The sequence below is a fragment of the Allocoprococcus similis genome (assembly GCF_054660775.1).
The window spans coordinates 1-17274 of the sequence record NZ_BAAHSG010000060.1 but is presented as its reverse complement, the minus strand read 5'-3'; the positions used below and the strand labels follow the sequence as shown (position 1 = coordinate 17274).

Annotated in this window: 17 protein-coding genes; 1 reads left to right on the top strand and 16 read right to left on the bottom strand. The window is 37.7% G+C overall.

Annotation, left to right across the window (positions count from 1 at the left end):
- The 12 genes from ACYQ5K_RS17130 to ACYQ5K_RS17075 form a co-directional block, all read right to left on the bottom strand.
- Window positions 1–590 (bottom strand): polysaccharide pyruvyl transferase family protein (locus tag ACYQ5K_RS17130; protein WP_459778115.1); only part of this gene is annotated, 590 nt, incomplete at its 3' end.
- A 14-nt stretch (window positions 591–604) separates the two neighbouring features.
- The gene (locus tag ACYQ5K_RS17125) at window positions 605–1567 is read right to left on the bottom strand and encodes a glycosyltransferase family 2 protein (protein WP_459778114.1); all 963 of its coding nucleotides are present in this window, start codon (window positions 1565–1567) and stop codon (window positions 605–607) included.
- Window positions 1568–1594: 27 nt separating this feature from the next.
- On the bottom strand, window positions 1595–2203 hold the full coding sequence (locus ACYQ5K_RS17120) for an acyltransferase (protein ID WP_459778112.1): 609 nt from the start codon (window positions 2201–2203) through the stop codon (window positions 1595–1597).
- A 75-nt stretch (window positions 2204–2278) separates the two neighbouring features.
- Complete coding sequence (locus ACYQ5K_RS17115; protein WP_459778111.1) at window positions 2279–3532, bottom strand: O-antigen ligase family protein; 1254 nt, start codon at window positions 3530–3532, stop codon at window positions 2279–2281.
- 76 nt (window positions 3533–3608) lie between these two features.
- Window positions 3609–4787 carry a glycosyltransferase gene (locus tag ACYQ5K_RS17110; RefSeq protein WP_459778109.1) on the bottom strand — a complete coding sequence of 393 codons (1179 nt, stop codon included), beginning with the start codon at window positions 4785–4787 and terminating at the stop codon, window positions 3609–3611.
- A 78-nt stretch (window positions 4788–4865) separates the two neighbouring features.
- The gene (locus ACYQ5K_RS17105; RefSeq protein WP_459778108.1) at window positions 4866–5414 is read right to left on the bottom strand and encodes a serine O-acetyltransferase; all 549 of its coding nucleotides are present in this window, start codon (window positions 5412–5414) and stop codon (window positions 4866–4868) included.
- 25 nt (window positions 5415–5439) lie between these two features.
- On the bottom strand, window positions 5440–6453 hold the full coding sequence (locus ACYQ5K_RS17100) for a capsular polysaccharide synthesis protein (RefSeq protein ID WP_459778106.1): 1014 nt from the start codon (window positions 6451–6453) through the stop codon (window positions 5440–5442).
- A 13-nt stretch (window positions 6454–6466) separates the two neighbouring features.
- Window positions 6467–7684, bottom strand: coding sequence for a Coenzyme F420 hydrogenase/dehydrogenase, beta subunit C-terminal domain (locus ACYQ5K_RS17095; RefSeq protein WP_459778105.1), 1218 nt, complete (start codon window positions 7682–7684; stop codon window positions 6467–6469).
- Between the two features lie 47 nt (window positions 7685–7731).
- Window positions 7732–8790, bottom strand: coding sequence for a polysaccharide pyruvyl transferase family protein (locus tag ACYQ5K_RS17090; RefSeq protein ID WP_459778104.1), 1059 nt, complete (start codon window positions 8788–8790; stop codon window positions 7732–7734).
- Window positions 8787–9854, bottom strand: a complete 1068-nt coding sequence (locus ACYQ5K_RS17085) for a glycosyltransferase (RefSeq protein ID WP_459778117.1) — start codon at window positions 9852–9854, stop codon at window positions 8787–8789. Before ACYQ5K_RS17085 ends, ACYQ5K_RS17090 begins: the two co-directional genes overlap by 4 nt.
- Before the next feature lie 432 nt (window positions 9855–10286).
- Window positions 10287–11423: a glycosyltransferase family 4 protein gene (locus ACYQ5K_RS17080; protein ID WP_173689614.1), complete on the bottom strand. Its 1137-nt coding sequence runs from the start codon at window positions 11421–11423 to the stop codon at window positions 10287–10289.
- Between the two features lie 253 nt (window positions 11424–11676).
- Window positions 11677–12969: a zinc ribbon domain-containing protein gene (locus ACYQ5K_RS17075; RefSeq protein ID WP_459778102.1), complete on the bottom strand. Its 1293-nt coding sequence runs from the start codon at window positions 12967–12969 to the stop codon at window positions 11677–11679.
- A gap of 254 nt (window positions 12970–13223) precedes the next feature.
- Here ACYQ5K_RS17075 and ACYQ5K_RS17070 point away from each other — a divergent pair, with 254 nt between their 5' ends.
- The gene (locus ACYQ5K_RS17070) at window positions 13224–14327 is read left to right on the top strand and encodes a site-specific integrase (protein WP_173689612.1); all 1104 of its coding nucleotides are present in this window, start codon (window positions 13224–13226) and stop codon (window positions 14325–14327) included.
- Between the two features lie 263 nt (window positions 14328–14590).
- Here ACYQ5K_RS17070 and ACYQ5K_RS17065 read toward each other — a convergent pair whose 3' ends face one another.
- From ACYQ5K_RS17065 to ACYQ5K_RS17050, 4 genes are read right to left on the bottom strand one after another with little or no spacing between them, the layout of a single operon-like run.
- Complete coding sequence (locus tag ACYQ5K_RS17065; protein ID WP_173689611.1) at window positions 14591–14764, bottom strand: hypothetical protein; 174 nt, start codon at window positions 14762–14764, stop codon at window positions 14591–14593.
- A 31-nt stretch (window positions 14765–14795) separates the two neighbouring features.
- Window positions 14796–15458 carry a hypothetical protein gene (locus ACYQ5K_RS17060; protein ID WP_173689610.1) on the bottom strand — a complete coding sequence of 221 codons (663 nt, stop codon included), beginning with the start codon at window positions 15456–15458 and terminating at the stop codon, window positions 14796–14798.
- A 7-nt stretch (window positions 15459–15465) separates the two neighbouring features.
- Window positions 15466–15918, bottom strand: coding sequence for a DUF2752 domain-containing protein (locus ACYQ5K_RS17055; protein WP_330586136.1), 453 nt, complete (start codon window positions 15916–15918; stop codon window positions 15466–15468).
- Between the two features lie 19 nt (window positions 15919–15937).
- The gene (locus tag ACYQ5K_RS17050) at window positions 15938–16954 is read right to left on the bottom strand and encodes a hypothetical protein (protein ID WP_173689608.1); all 1017 of its coding nucleotides are present in this window, start codon (window positions 16952–16954) and stop codon (window positions 15938–15940) included.
- Window positions 16955–17274: the final 320 nt, after the last annotated feature.

The window sequence follows — 17274 nt, the reverse complement described above, 5'->3', positions numbered from 1 at the left end:
AACATAAATTTATCAATTTCTAATAAACAAGTAGGATCACAAACCAAAGGAACTTTTCTTTTCAAGATTTTATGAACAATATTAGCAGTATTCAAATCACGAACTCCAATAATGCTAATCCGATTGAACAACTCGATTATTTCAGGAAAATTGTCAAAATCCTGTTTTTCAGCCTGCCCAGCGCTCGGTGCATATGCTAAACAAGGCATACTTTTAATATTAAATTTACCGTAAAAAATAGGATTCTGAAACTGTGCTACTCTAATGTTCCAGACTTCGTCGCTACCAATAATACAACAATCAATCTTATATTTTGCTAACTCTTCTTCATCTATTACTTGAAAAGCTTTTAATGCAGATTCCATTACAAAATATCTTTCTCGTAAAAAGAAATATTTCTGCAAAAATCTCAATTTTGCTTTAATTCCTGATGAGTGCAAAAAATACTCTTTTTTTCTTTCTTTATCTGTTCTCCATTTTATAAAAAAAACCTTGTGGCCTTGATTTTCGAGAAAAATCTTACTGGCATATGCCTGCAAAAAAGCGCCACAATTTGCCGAATCATAAGGCGTAATGATTCCTATACGCATACCGCCTATCCTCCTTAATGTAACTTTTTTATCGTTCTAATTAATGGTTCACAATATTGCACACCAAGAAATTGAAAATATAAAGAATGTGACAAATACTTTCGAATTCTTCGTAGTTCTACTTTATTCATCATTTTAATCAATTTATCATGAAACAAATCAAAAGCATCTGAATCACCGCGACGGTATAATAAAACAAGCACATTATATACGGTTTTTGCAACAGCCGCTTCTGATAATTCTTTCAATTCAGGGTAAGCAAATACAACAATATCCTGTATTTTCTTTACTGCCTTAATGGCATCAAGCTGTTTTTCGCTAAATGATTGCGCTGTTACTGAACCAGAATTCAAACAATAATAATACAGTACATCACTAATCACGCAAACCTTATTTGCCTGTAGGATAGCTTCCGCAAGAAATAACCGATCTTCGTTAATTTTCAATTTCACTGAAAAACCAATTGATTCAATGCATTTTCTATCAAATAGCTTATTCCATACAGCCATACCAATTAAATCATTATTAAGCACACTGATAATAGCCTTTTTTTGTTCTAATACTCCATTATATTGACATAACATAGGTGATTTTTTTATCTGATCATATCGATAATATCCACAACTAACTATATCTGCTCCACTCTCAAGTGAAGTTAAAACCATTTTTTCTATCATATATGAATCAAGGAAATCATCTGCGTCAGCAAAAGCTATATAATCCCCCTTAGAATTTTTAATTCCTGTATTGCGAGCAGCAGAAACACCACTATTCCGCTGCGAAATACATTTAATTCTCTTTTCACATCTACAATAGTCTTTAATGATTTGTAATGATTGATCAGTGGACTCATCATCTACGCATATAATCTCTATATTTTTCCAAGTCTGAGCGATTAAACTATCTAATAGTCTTTTGATATACTTTTCCGCGTTATATACAGGAACTATTATACTTACTAAAGGGTTTTTACTCATACCTCAGCCCCCTTCGACAAATAAATTTTAAAAGTCAATCTTATTTTTTTTCAAAAAATCCTCAAGATCTTCATATTTCTGTTCCACTCTCCAAACGTTTTCAGGAACTCCCTGCAAGTTTGAATTCAGCCTCTCAAAATACTTCTTATACTCATCGGATCTAGGTGCGAACAAGCCTATGAACATTTTCATCTCTGAATATGTCGGTTTTCTGTGAAAACGATCAACAATTTGCTGTGCTAATAACACGGCACTCTCTTCATATCTATTCAAGTGTTTTTCTTTGTACTCATCTAAAGTACAAATTTGTCTCGCTGGATTTCCCGCCCATACGGTGTTGCACGGAATATTTCCACTCACAACAGCTCCAGCTCCAATAATGACATTGTCGCCAATAGTTGTTCCCATTAAAATTGTAGCGCCTTCACCGATAAAAATATTATTTCCAATTTGTGTGGGTCTAAAATTCTGCGGCATTATACCATAGACTTTATTTAAAACAGAGTACGAATAATCATGAGCTAATATTGTTACCTTTGGTGTTATTGTTACATCATTTCCTATTTTAATTGCATATGGATAATTAAAATCATAATGTGTACTAGACGGGTCTATGAATGAGACTCGTTCACCCACAACCCCCCCCGATTTCGAATTTCATTTACAAAGTCATTTGAAGTTATTCTTCTTTTTAAGATGTTTTTGAACAATTTAATCATATTTTTCCTCCACTGAAAGCATATAGCGACAACAGAGATACACTGCACATGCTATATAATATGGAAAGTACATTTCTTTATCATACAATGGATTACCAGTAAATCCATACAGCAGAAAAAACACTTGCATAGAAACAGAGAAAACCATAGCTTGACACCAATTCTCACATTCGTTGTTCATTTTCATCTGCGATAACAAGCGAATACTTCTAACTAAAATATATATAAAAAATGAAACAAAAAATAAGAATCCTGTAATTCCTGTCTCGGCTAGTAATTGAATATAAATATTGTGTATATTCAATTGCCAAATTGTTCGATGCCTTATTTGTTCCCAGCCTATTCCAAAAACGGCATTAGATTTAAAAAATTTCAATGCCGCTGCCCACATTTTTGTTCTACCTAATGTAACATCACCAGCTTCTGCCGTTTCTAAAAAACGATTAAACACCATTGAAAGAGCCGGAATATAATTGATGATAATAAAAATGGCAACTAATCCCATCAACAATATGCCAACACTATTCATAAGTCTACTTTTCTTTTTATCGCTCATATAAACGTAATATCCTACAAAAACAGACGCCAAACCAAATATTATATGAGCTCTTTTTCCTGTAAATAATATAGCTACAGTAAAAACAACAAACAATAGTATGTTTTTTAATTTAGAATTTTCACAAGCAATATAATAAGATCCTGAAATAATCAATCCACATGCTAACAACATACCATTAGTAGAATAGTGGTTTGTGAATCCTGGCATACATCCACTATTATATTCTAATCTTAAGCTCTCTGCTCCTGACGGAAATATCGCTATTGGGATTTCTAATAATGCAGGTATAAAATACATCAGTATTGTGTATCCCGCATAGAACAAATAAACACTTCTTGCTATAGAAAAATATTTAGATATCCAAGATGAATTTTGATATCTAGATATCCATATAAAATTCAAACCTATAATATTCAATAAAACATGTGGTAATGAATTTAAATCTGATAAAAAAGCATTATTATTTAATACAAAAAAGCTTAAAATTACGGAAAAAATTATAATTTTCGGAGCAAGCCCAACGTTTCCCGACTGATACCATCCCAAAAATAACACTAAAGCAAAAAGCAATTCAATAAATAAAATACTAGGACCTGAAAACTTGTAAAAAATAGTTCCTGCTGCCCCAAAAAAACATACACCTAAAGCTATTAACGTAGGCATACATTCGCTTTTTCTTATCTTCATACCAATATATGCATCTCCTTTTTGGTAATATCCAAATTTTGATACAGCATCTTAATACTGAAAAGTGAAAAGTCGCTCATATCTTCATTTTCCCTTCTATTAAATTAATATATTTTTTCACTTCGTTCTGATTTCCATACTCCTGTTTCTCTAGATACGCTACTATCTGTTGTTTTTTTACATTATCAGAACATAAAGCAACTATTCCATTTACTATTCCATCTACATTAAGTTCAACGATTATTCCTTCATTGTCATTCTGAATTTGATCCTTTACTGTAGGATATGCTGTTGCAACAATAGGCTTTGCCAGAATTTTTGCTTCATCAATCACAACAGACTTCCCCTCATATCTTGATGGTTGAACAAAAATATCACAGTTTTTTATATATGGATATGGATTAGATTTTGTTCCTAAGAGTTCAACGTAATCTTTTACGTTTTCTTTTTCTATTTGGTCATTAAGCTTATCTTTAAGCGGACCGCTTCCAATAATAAACCATTTGAACTTTATACCTTTTTTCTTCAGTTTGCTTGCCGCAGAAATAGCCATATCAAAGCCCTTTTGCTCAGACAATCGTCCAACTGATAATATAATATTTTCACACCCTTTATATTCTTCCGGAATAAACTCCTTTGCTCGTGCTTTGATTACTGCCGATGATGTGATGTTCTCTATACAATAAAATTTATCTTGAAACTGTGGAAATTCTTCCTTTAATATTGCAAGACATTCCTCTGAAATCGTCACAACTGCATCTACCTTCGGAAAGAGTTTTAAGTCGTATTTTTTTGGCATTCCGGAAGTTCTGTAATCATTATGTACCCAATGTATTTTCCTTTTGGCGTTTACTTTGTCAACAATGTAATATGTTGATTCTCCTCCCAAATATCCAACCGCAACATCATACTCTTTGTCCAATCCATCTATGACGGGCTTGTAAAAGTATTCCCACATGAAGGCTTTCTGGTTTCCCATTCCCGATTTTACAATTCTAGCCAACAAATTTCCAAAAACCTTTACAGGCATATAGATGCCCGCTTTTCTTACAGGTCCATATAATTTTTTCAAAACTGGAGGCTGCTCCAAGATGTTTACATAAGCAGGGACTTGTGACAAAAACGTCCCCTGCTTTTTTAGCAATAGTAAATCTATCTCGTATTTATCCTCTGGAAGTTCAGTTAATAAATTAACCAAACTACGTTCTGCACCTCCATCTCGAAGTGTTGGCATAACAAAAAGTATCTTCTTCATTACTATTTTCCTCTCTTGCATCATCCCTTGATAAAGATAATTATGCGCATATATTAACGGGCATTCTGTTGTACTGTATCAACATTTTTGCCCCCCCGATGTGCAAGACCATCTATTCTCTACGTATCTACCCGGATTATTAAAATTCAACACCTTAGCATAATTTCCAGCTGCTGTAGCATTTGAAGGAATATCCTTAGTAACAACGCTTCCTGCACCAATTGTGGCATTATCTCCAATATTTACATTTTCAACTATACAAGTATTTGGTCCTATATAAACATTGTCACCTATTACAGCAGATCTTCCCTCATTTGAACCAATTGTAACAAATTGTGAAAGGTTACAATTGTTTCCAATAACCGCCGAAGGATTAACAACAACAGGCCCACCATGACTAATATATAACCCATATCCGATTTTTGTTTCTCTCAGAATTTGAATTCTCTGCTTGTCTCGGAATGTCCAAAGGATTCCGCCTATTATCTTAAGTAAACCTTTTGCATTTACAAGCCTATACGCCACTAAAAAACGAAAACCTGCATTTTTTCTATAATACTTAACGAAAGATTTCCAGGTCGTCTTTCCTTCATAGCGATACAAATCGCTTTTTATATACTCTATCACTTTTTTTACCCCCTTGCTGCATACCTTAGAAAAGTTCCCCATTCAGCATTTTTCCATAATATGTTATCTTTCCATCAACTGATCTTGGAAAATCTGCTTTCCATGTCAGTTTAAACAATGCCGTATTATCCTTCAACTTTTCCCAACCACTAGAATCAAACTTAGTTCCAAGAACCTTCAACAGTTCATCGCAGTTTTTATTATTAGGGATGATTTCATTAAATGCCTGATTCACATAATCATTTTGCTTTCTTGCAAGAACAATCAAATAATCTAAAAACAGATAATCGATCATATAATCATAATGCTCCCAATAATCCAGAAGATATTCTCGTAAAATAGCAAAAACTTTTCTATATTCCGTAGTGCATCCAAACGAATAGTTTGCAAATTCACCACATGCCACAGAAACATGGCGATAGTCTGGTCGCTTAATCGACCAAACTGGCATATCGAAATACGGCTGAAGATCTCCCGTGCAGAAAAAAGTTGAATCCAACCAAATTCCACCATATCGAGCTAAAAGCGAAATTCTTAATAAATCTGAAAGATGTGTTTTTGTTATAATTCCACGTTTATATTTTTCTTCTAACCAAGTTGGAAATGCAACAAATTCCTTGTAGTTTTCGTCTGTAATAATTACAATTTTATGGTTTCCAGCATGGATCCGAATAGACTCTACACATTTTTTTACGATATCTGGAGCATTTTCTAGTCCCTGCCACCAACATATCCAAATGCAATCCTTATAATTTTCATCTTGCTCTGGAATTTTAATATCGCAAATCCGTTCTTCGGTAACTTTTGTGCATGTCCGTTCAAAATACGCATTCATTGCCTCATGTTTTTTTATTAAGTGCTTTTTGATCCACGGATGTTCTATATGTCCATTATGAACCATAATTTGAATATCCACTTTACCACGAAATGTTGCAAATGCACCTCTAATACCCACTACGTTTGCCACTTCCACTGTAGAACCTACTTCTTCTTTTATTCGATGTGATATTCTTTTCAGATTCATGTGTTTTGAAGCCATCCGTAATTCTCCTCTAATTTTTAATTATACTTTTCAATGCAACTCTTACTTTTCTAGGAATCGCATTATAAATGCTGTGCACAATTATTTGTTTTCTATACTTTTTATGGAACCATTTTTCCACCCCATCATATCCAGCCTTTTCGTAAAGCTCCATAATTATTTTTCGACGAGATGATTGAACAGATGGATGACTAAGCTGTCCATTTTTTCTTGCAATCTTATCATATGAACTTTCGCTTAACCAAATTCTGTCCGTTATTTTTTTGCATAGTTCTACACCTTTTTCAGTATTCGCAAGTATGCAGGAAATGCCTTTTCTTTCATCGAACGCATCCTGCTTCAGTAACTCAGGATGTTCCCGTTCGATTCCCCAAAAGTCTCCAATTGTCATATCTGCTACTCGCTCTTTATGCGCATATGGACACTCGTAGCAGTTTTCTCTATAAATATCTCCATCCAAAAACAAGGTATTATAAGATGTCAATCTTGCCGGTATATATATACTCTTTTCTCCACCTGATGGGCGTCTCAAATCTAATCTTGCATTCATTCCCCATCCGCGTTTTTTATCTCGGAAAGAATAGCCAATTGGAACTCCTCCACGTTTTTTTGCTTCTACACCAAGATAGTCATTAAAAAACTTTGCGTTTGGCACCCCATGACAAATTACATCAATCGTCCACAAGTTGTTATAATCCTTTTTCAAATATCCATATAGTCCAGCAATTTGACAAGGTGTTCCTGAGAAAAGAACTTTTCTTCCTTCGCTCAATTTTTGCCTTGCTTGTTTATAAGTTTCTTCGACCGCACTTTGAACATATTTTGATCCTTGGATGCGTTCCAACTGCTCTATATTCTCAATTCCAATCAAATGCGGTATCGACTGTCCATTTTTAATATCAAGTGACGCCCCAAAAACAACTCCGCCACTCTCCAGAAAATATGTCGCGACAGCTGCAAAAACGCCTCCAGATGCTGATTTTGCAAGCTGTTCCTGTTTTCTATTTACTGCAGCATAAGCCCGTACAGGTTCATGTAATGAATTTTCATTTTGATATGCACATACCTTTTTACATGCACCACAGGAAACACACAGATTTGAATCAACAACAGGATAAATGAAACCTTGGTCGTCTGGTTTCATCTCAATTGCTCCCTTAGGGCAAATCGAAGCACATGCACTGCAGCCACAACATGTTTTTTTATTTTCAAAAAGAACTATTCCCATATTCCCTATCCAATCTATTTGCATTCCATATTAGCAATTCGCTATTTTTAACCAATTGCATTCTTGAGAAATTTTTTACTTTCACTTCTTCTTTTGTCAAACTCAACTTCAATAGAGTCATAATCTATCTTTTGATTAAGTGTTTCGATAATTTGAATTGCATTTCCCTCGCAGCGTCTATTTGCCAGCCCAAACTCTCCAAGAAGTGATGAAACCTTCCGAATTCTGCTTGGATTTGTCAAGTAGCAAGCGAACTGACGATGGTTAAGCATAGAGAATACTGCTCCATGAAATGTCCCGGTTACCACACACGCTGCATTCCGAAACATCCAGACCCACTGAAACGGTGTAAGATTGACCGTTATGTCCGTATACCGTTTATCGCATTCTCCTGCACCATAAACCGCCATACCGTTTTTGTGTGCATAATCAATAAGTTTCTGCTTTTCCACTTCTGGCAGACCATCGCAGTAATAAAAAAGCATATATGGCTGAGTCACTACTGGCACTTCTTCATCTGGAATATGTACAAGGAATGTAGGATCCGTAACTCTTTCGATTTCCTCATTCCGAATTTTTTCAGCGAGCTCTTCTGTCAACTGATCTCTTGCCGACACAGCCTTAAACTTTAAAATTCCTGTCTTTACATATTCTGGTACGTCCGTTTCATGTGTTTGACCAACACTCGGTGCATACGCAACCAGTTTTTCTTTTTCCAAACCCACACCGAATTTAACTTTTGCGTTTCCCTTTGTTTCCTGATAGTTCCACACTTCGTCACTACCCACTACAATATAGTCCAAGCCAAGTTTTTCAATATCTTTTGCATTGTAGCAAGTTGGCGTAAGCGCCATATATTTTTTCCTAGCTTTCGCAAATGTAATAGGCAGTCTAGTTTTTTGCAGCCAACCGGACAGTGTTTCTTTGTTTTTATAAAAGCGAAACCATCCTCCCGCATTAATCACAAAATGTTTCACATTCATACAATCTATAATTTGAACCTCGTCATTAGGATACATCTCTTGCAAAGCAGTCTGTAGTGCATAGGCCTGTAAAAAAGCTCCAAAATTATTTATGTAATGATGCGTCAAAATTCCAATCTTCATACCTGACACCGTTCCTTATACAATTGCAGATAGCGTTCCTGCAACCGCTCTGCTTCCACTTCAATGTTATAGTGCTTTTCCGTAATCAAATCCGTTCTGTCAACTCTATCTGTTTGCAGGAGTGCCTTTCCTATTGTCCTCGCCCATTTATTTAATGGTTCATCCAATCCAACAAATTCTGCTCGTTCGCTGAAGCCAATTTCTCTTGTTACATTTGCAGAGAAAACACATGGCAAATCTGCTGCTTGAGCCTCTACACCTACGACAGGAAGCCCTTCCCAAATGGAGGGCAAAACAAAACAATCAAATGCCTGATACCATTCGTTTGCATTTCCTACATTTCCTACAAATGTAATGTTTTTTTCAAGACTCAATTTTTCGGCCTTTTGTTTCACCGCTTCCATCAATTCTCCATCGCCAAGTAGAACCAGCTGAGCCTTTTCATCTAATTTATGCACTTCTGCAAATACGTCTAACAGGAACATATGATTCTTCTGAGCCATAAATCTGCCTACATGTCCAATCACATGCTTGCCTGCTAATCCATTCTCTCTGCGGATTTTTTCTCGTGTCAATTCATTAAAAACAAAATTTGAAATTTTGATTGCATTCGGAATTAACACATAATCATTTTCACTAACTACCTTATTTCCAAAATAGCATCTTGCGGCTTCAACACCACATGAATAATGCTCATTCATATTGGCGGGCAACATTGCTTTACAAACAAGTTTAATCGGTAATTTCCAATCCTTTGTTATACTTGCCCCGTGAGCATGAAAAATGCGCACAGGGATTTTGCTCACTTTGGCAGCATGAAGTGCATACACGCCAAGTGCCCCATTGTGCGCCTCAACAATTTTATATTCCGGATGCTCATGGAATAATTTTCTCATAAACTTGAGATATTCAGGATACTTCGCTGGATTCAGTCCCGGTGTATGGTAAATCCTTCCACCCATAGATTTGATTTCATCATCATATGCTCCCGGCTTTTTCTTGTTACACAAGAAATCAAACTGGACTTTTGACTTATCCATATATCGATAATAGTTCATCAGCATCGTCTCAATACCAGCACGATCCATATTGCTGACAGAATGAAGAATTCTTATCATTGCCTTTTCTCCTTATAAATTTCTTTTCACAATACGGGTTACGTACTGTCTTTCTGCCGATAAATATTTTCTCAGCAATTCAAGTGTCAACCGTTATATTCTATGCTTTATTTCACTACCTCTGTTCAAATGAAGCACTTCCAATGTATTGTTCATAAACCAGTGTGCTCCATACAAACGCAGGTAGTGATACTGAAAGTTCTTATGATAATTTTATCTGCTGTTGCTGAACCTAGGTAGCGAGATAAAAGCTGCTCTTGCAGCTCCAAGTCTTTCTTGAAAAGTGCCGTAAATACGCCATTTTTCCGGCGTTTTCACTATGTACATCTCACTACCTGCGTTCGGTTAGAGGAGATTATTAATCATCAAAACTTTCATCTATCTCTTACTCCCATACAGCCCTTCCGTCTCTTCAACAACTCTGTCCCAACTATATTTTCCACAAATATAATCCGCAGCTTCATCCTTCAACCGCTGTACTTTTTCATAATCATCGCAGGCATCCTGCAATTTTTCTTTTAAATCTTCTACGTTTGATTTCTTAAAAATCAACGCCTTATCTTCTACCACTTCTGTACATTCCGGAATATCCGAAACCAGGCAACAATTCCCATAACTCATTGCCTCTAATAAGCTGAGTGGCATTCCTTCCAAATCGGAAGGTAATGTATAAATATATGCATTGCTATACAGTTCTTCCAACATCTGACCTTGTACAAAACCTGTAAATATGATACGCTTGTCATCTTTCGCCATCTCTTTTAGCTCTTTTGCAAAATCATCTGTATCACTGGAACCACCTGCAATTACTAGCTTTTTATCTGTTTTTATCTCTTTAAATGCTTCAATCAGATATTGAATCCCTTTTTCTGGCACAAGTCTTCCAAGGAATAAAATGTAAGAATCTTTTTCCAATCCAAATTTTTCCGCTATAAGTCTTGCATCCTTTTTATCCGGTCGATTGACTCCATTTGGAATAAATCTGGTCTGACGCCCATATGTCTTTTGGAAATAATCCTGTACGCTTTTACTCAGAACGATGATTTCATCTGCATATTTCACAGCATTTTTTTCGCCCTGATGAATAAACTTTGCGCCAAATCCTGATTTCCACTTTGCACGCTGCCAGTCAATACCATGAACAGTAACGATCACCTTTTTTCTAAACATTTTCGGCAACCACGTAAAAAAAGCCGGTCCTTCTGCGTGAATATGTACAACATCGTACTTTCCAAATGCACAGCATAAAGAAGCAAAGAAAGAAGCACTTACTGCTGCCAGACCTTTTTTCTCAATAGTCGGCACCGACTTCAATCGAATTCCTTTATAGACACTTCTCTTGCCTGTATCATATTCTGAACCACTTACATGATGACCCGCTCTGTTATAACAAGTAACTTGATTGCTATCTCGCACCATTCTGGTACAAAGTTCTTCCACAACAATCTCAATACCACCTTCCCGGCTCGGTATTCTCTTGTGTCCAAACATCGCAATTCGCAATTGTTTTTTCATTTACCCCTCATTCCTTCACTGTAGTTTTTTACTCCAGTTTTCATTTCATAACTTCAAACACCCTCTCCTCCCCACCGCACTCTCATGCGTCAGGCAGAATGTCTTCGCCACTTCTCCCATCCCGGACTTCACCATCCGGCAGATCAGACGTGACAGGCGGTGTTCAACCCAAAAGTCCCGGCACATACACCCGAACCCTTCTTCAGCTCTCGCCTTTTATAAAACAATGGTGCAATACCATCTGTTTCCTCATTTAGATCTTGCTCGCAGAAACATTTTTTTCTTTTCCTGCTTTCTTCCGAAACTGCTCCATACACCGCTTCGCCACATTTCTCGCAACATTCAGGTACGTATCGCCCTGATGTCCTTCCTCGCAGACAAATCGTTTTGACTGCTTATCCTGCTGCACGATCTCACTTCCACAAACCGCACAAATCCGGTGCATTTCTTTTGCATTTACATCCAGCACCAGAATTCCTTCTTTCCACGCCTTATAGGTGAGATACTCCCGGATCCTTGTACTCAGATGCAGCGTCCCGAAATTTCCCGCACCCTTCAGCACATGCCTCCGGTACTCTTCGTCATACTTTGGAAATGCGATTACCGAGACATCCTGCTCTTTGCAAAATGTCACAATATTCAGACTGACTTGGTGTGCATACTGCTCACCCAGATGCTTCAAATACATCCAATATTTCTGATTCACCCGTCCACCGGCATTTTCACCCCGTGACTTCCGGGACTTGTCAATCTTCTCCAATACCTTGCTGCACTGGTGCGTGTATTCTTTTCCACCTTTGAAATAACGGACTGCCAGCTCTTTTCCCTCGCAGTTCATCACACTCGCCACCGCAAATGCATCTCCATTTGTAAAATGAATCCCACACACATTTCTGCCTTCTGCGATTCTTTCTTTCGCAGTCGATGCATCCTGGACAATTTCTTTTACCGGAACATGTAGCATCTCATACTTCTGATCCAGAACAACCGAAGGCGACATCAGCTGCGCCCCTTCCGGAAATGCTTTTCCGTAAAGTCTGCACCGCATCCATCTCCATTCGCGCCCATTCCAGATGCGAAGCGTAATTTCACCGGATTCAAAATCCCGATACATCCCTTTGTAGTACGTGACCGCCGAATGAAAACTCTCTGCTTTCCCGGCATAGCCATTTTCCAGTCTCGACAAATGGCTCTTTGCCGCCGCAATCCCCGCATTGGCTGCTGCCCTCCGAAAATAAAGCGGCACCTTTTCCCACGGAAGCGGACTAGGCACTTCTTTTCCATCCCGTCCCCTGATACTCAGACGCTCCATTTCCCGCAGGCAAACCTGTGAATTTTCCTCTCGCAGTTCCGAATGCTCCAGAAATAAGTCATAATAAAATTTTTGTATCTGGTTATAGAAACTCTGCGTCTCGCTCAGCCATTCCGGATGTCTACATCTCAGCCGCAGGCATTTGGTTGTGATAATATATCCCTGCTTCTTCCCCATAGAATATCCGTATCCTTTCTGCTGAACCTGATTTTGCAAATGTCGCTTATCTTCCACTTAAGCGACATTCTTTTTTACCAAGTATTTTTCTACAACGTATTTAATGTTATCATTTTTAACATATTTCGTCAAGTTAGGCATAACGGATTTAGGTGCTTTAACTGTAAAACTTTATCGAAATATTGCAACTTTTTTTACTATTTTGCATAATATTTCTTTTTAAAGAGTCAAAACAGGAGTCAACTGTTAATGTTTTCTATCAATCATTCCTTTTTTCTATTTATAATGATGGAAAAAGGAGTCTATTTATCATGTCAAGACGAGGAGAAAATATCCACAAAAGAAAAGACGGCCGCTGGGAAGCGCGTTACGAAAAAGGTCGAACCGAAAAGGGGACAATTATCTATGGATTTTTGTACGGAAAGAGTTACCGGGAAGCGAAGGCAAAAAAACTTCAGGCATTACAGAAGCAGATGCCAATGCAAAGAAGCAAGAATTATTCTGTATTTCAGATACAGGAGTTAAGCAGTCTGTGGTTGGAGTATGTGCACTTTAACCTAAAAGAAAGCACCTATATGTGTTATGCGGCATTGGTGCAAAAGCATATCATTCCATATTTTAAGAAAAATCCTCAACAATTACTTAGCAAAAATGGTTTTCAAATTTTCTATAATGACAAAATCGCATCCGGTCTGTCGACGCAGAGTGTAAAAATGATTCTTATGCTGCTGGAACGGATTTTGGCATTTTCAGAAGAGCAAGAACTTTTGCCAACGGTCAAACGGACGAAAGTTCATCCCAAAACCATTCCATTTGAAAAAGATCTGTTAAGCCCCGAAGCGCTTTCCCTGCTGAGCAGACATTTGGTGGAGGCAGATACCGCTTTTGCGGCAGGTGTTTTGTTATGCATGTACACAGGAATCCGGATTGGAGAGTTATGCGGAATAAAAGGAGCGGATATTGATCTGAAAAGAGGGATCCTGACTATCCGGCGGACGGTATCGCGAATCACAAATCCCGACATTTCCTCTGGCGGTTCGCAAACTATCGTATTTATCAGCACGCCAAAATCACTGTCTTCTATCCGAACGATACCGCTTCCGGATCAGATCATTCCTTTTTTACGAAAATGGTCCGTTTCAGACCAGCTTTATTTTCTGACAGGCAATACGAAACCGACCGAACCACGGAATGTACAGCGGCAATTCAAAAATATTTTAAAAGGATGTAATCTTCCGCAGGTGACTTTTCATTCTCTGCGGCATAGCTTTGCAACACTATGCATTGAAAATGGAATCGACAGCAAAGCACTTTCTGAAATTCTTGGACATTCGTCCGTAAAAATCACATTGGACATCTATGTACACAGCAACATGGCACAGAAAAAAGAATATCTGAACCGGCTTTCTATTTGAAAATAAGCAGTCAGATGCGAAGTCAGAAGCAGACTTTGCCGAAGAAGCTGCAGCTCAGATGGATTTGCGAAAATCAGGCGTTCCTACAAATTTTGGGGAGCGCTTTTTTTTGTGAATTTTTGGAAAGTCGCTTAAGTGGAAGATAAGCGACATTTGTTTTTATGATTAATCCAAAATTAATCCAAAAAAGTGCCGCTCCATCATCGTTTTAATGACTTTGCGACATTTTTTATACTCTATAACTGATTTCTTTATTCCGTTTTTTATTGAGGTGCATCTTTTTTCAAAACATTCTGCACGTAATCAACCGGCTTTTTTACTGCTTCCGAAATCATTTCATCTGTGCATTCCATTTCATGTAAACTCCAGATAAATTTGACAGTTTCCTCCTCTCTAACTCTTCTAACCAACACATCACTAAATCCCATCATCGTCATAGCCATATCCTCCTTAAATTTTTCTTCCCATTCAATATGTCTCTATTTCTTCTATATTTCCTACAAACACTTGATTAAGATAATCAAATATCCCTCTGTCTTCTGTTTTCTCTCCCATCCGGATAACAATTACATTCATCAGATCATAATCTTCTTCCGGTTCATCCGTCTCTCCCAGAATATCTTTTTTCCTTATCCGGTATTCTGTCATTGTATTCCTTAATTTTACCGGTACATCCTCCAGACAGATCCAGATTGAATAACACTTCTCCAAATCTGCATAATTCGTCTTTCCAGTTGCCACTCCAAGCTGACTGCTCAAATCCCTTGCGACATAATAAAGTCCTCTTTTTATAATGGGATACGTCGGATTCTTCGGTCTATAACTTTTCTGTCCTTCAAGATCAATATGAAGATTCACTAGCATATTTTCCTCTGAAAGCTTCGGATTGCGAATCCTGAACTTTGAATCAAACCGAATCAGCTTATCCGATCCTCTGGAAAGTTCTGAATCTTCGCCCCGTATCCGATATTCATCCACCTCCGAAACCGGAGTATCACTGACAACCTCATCCGATGTAATTGATGCCAGATCCAGACAATTCAAAATCTCTTCCTGAGAACACCCTTCAAATTCCTGGATCACCATCTCCATAATCGTAACAATGATCTCAATCCAATTTTTACTGTTCACATACTATTTACTTTCCACCCTTCACAATCTCCCACACCCGGTATCCCACGCTTCCATAATAATAGCTCATCGGAGCATCTCCCGGAAAATACCTTACCATTCGGTACACATAATATAGAATCAGTCCTACGCACAGAAGAATCACCCATTTTCCAAGGCTCTTCGTTTCTTTCCTCTGTATGTATCTCCGCACGCAAAACCATCCCACCAGGACAATCACACCATAAATAAACGGATGCATCTTCCATGCCCCGGCAAAGTCCCCTCGCAGCACCATAAACATTGCTCTCGTAAGCCCGCATCCTGGACAAGGAAATCCCGTCATGATCACCATCGGACACAGACTATATAAAAGCTTTCTTCCTATAACAAAATAAATTGCAAATACAAGAATCGCAATGCGGATATTCCATAAGTCCTGTAAAAGCAACTTTATTCCTGTTACTAATCTATTTTTCACAGAAGTGTTTCCAGCTTTCTTACTGAGGTGCATCTTTTTTCAAAATATCCTGCACATAATCAACTGGTTTTTTTACTGCTTCCGAAATCATTTCATCTGTGCATTTCATTTCATGTAAACTCCAGATAAATTTAACCGTTGTCTCTTCCTGCCCTATCTCTCTGCCTTCTTCTCTACCTTCTATTCTCCCTTCTTCTCTTCCCTCTTTTCTTCCTTCTTCTCTCCCTCTTCTAACCAGCACATCACTAAATCCTGTCATCGTCATAGCCACATCCTCCTTAAAATCCTCTTCCCATTCAATATGTGAATATGTCTCTATTTCTTCTATATTTCCCACAAATACCTGATTAAGATAATCAAATATCCCTCTGTCTTCTGCTTTCTCTCCCATTCGGATAACGATCACACTCATCAAATCATAATCTTCTTCCGGTTCATCCGTCTCTCCCAGAATATCTTCTTTTCTTATTCGGTATTCTGTCATTGTATTCCTTAATTTTACCGGCACATTCTCCAGACAGATCCAGATTGAATAGCACTTCTCCAGATCTGCATAATTCGTCTTTCCGGTTGCCACTCCAAGCTGACTGCACAAATCCCTTGCGACATAATAAAATCCTCTTTTTATAATTGGATACGTCGGATTCTTCGGTGTATAACTTTTCTGTCCCTCCAGATCAATATGAAGATTCACCAGCATATTTTCCTCTGAAAGCTTCGGATTACGAATCCTGAACTTTGAATCAAACCGAATTAACTTATCCAAACCTCCGGAAAATTCGGTATCTTCACCCCGTATCCGATACTCCTCCATCTCCGAAACCGGAGTATCACTGACAACTTCATCCGATGTAATGGATGCCAGATCCAGACAACTTAAAATTTCTTCCTGTGAACACCCTTCAAATTCCGGGATCACCATCTCCATAATCGGGACAATGATCTCTTTACTCTTAAAGAGCTTCTTCACACCCTTGTCATACTCTGCGCCAACGTTTACCGATGATGCAATGTCGTATTTTGTCTCTATTCTCATTTTTATTTTGGATGATTTTCTACATAATCGTCAACCAATAAATAAATTTTCTTTTCCCTCGCCATTTTTTATATTATAACATCCCCCACTACATTCTAAAAATTAAATTTTCTTAATTTATAATTTCCAAAATTTTATAAAACTTTTCCTAATCCCACTTTCTCCAACTTACTCAACACCCCTAAAAATTCTCCATTATTTAGGGAAAGGCGCCGCATCCCCATGCGGCGCCTTTCCCGTCCCCTCTCCCTCTCTGACTTCCGCAGTCGACTGAACTCAATGAAAGAAAAGAATCCGAAACAGTGGTGTGCTACCTGTCA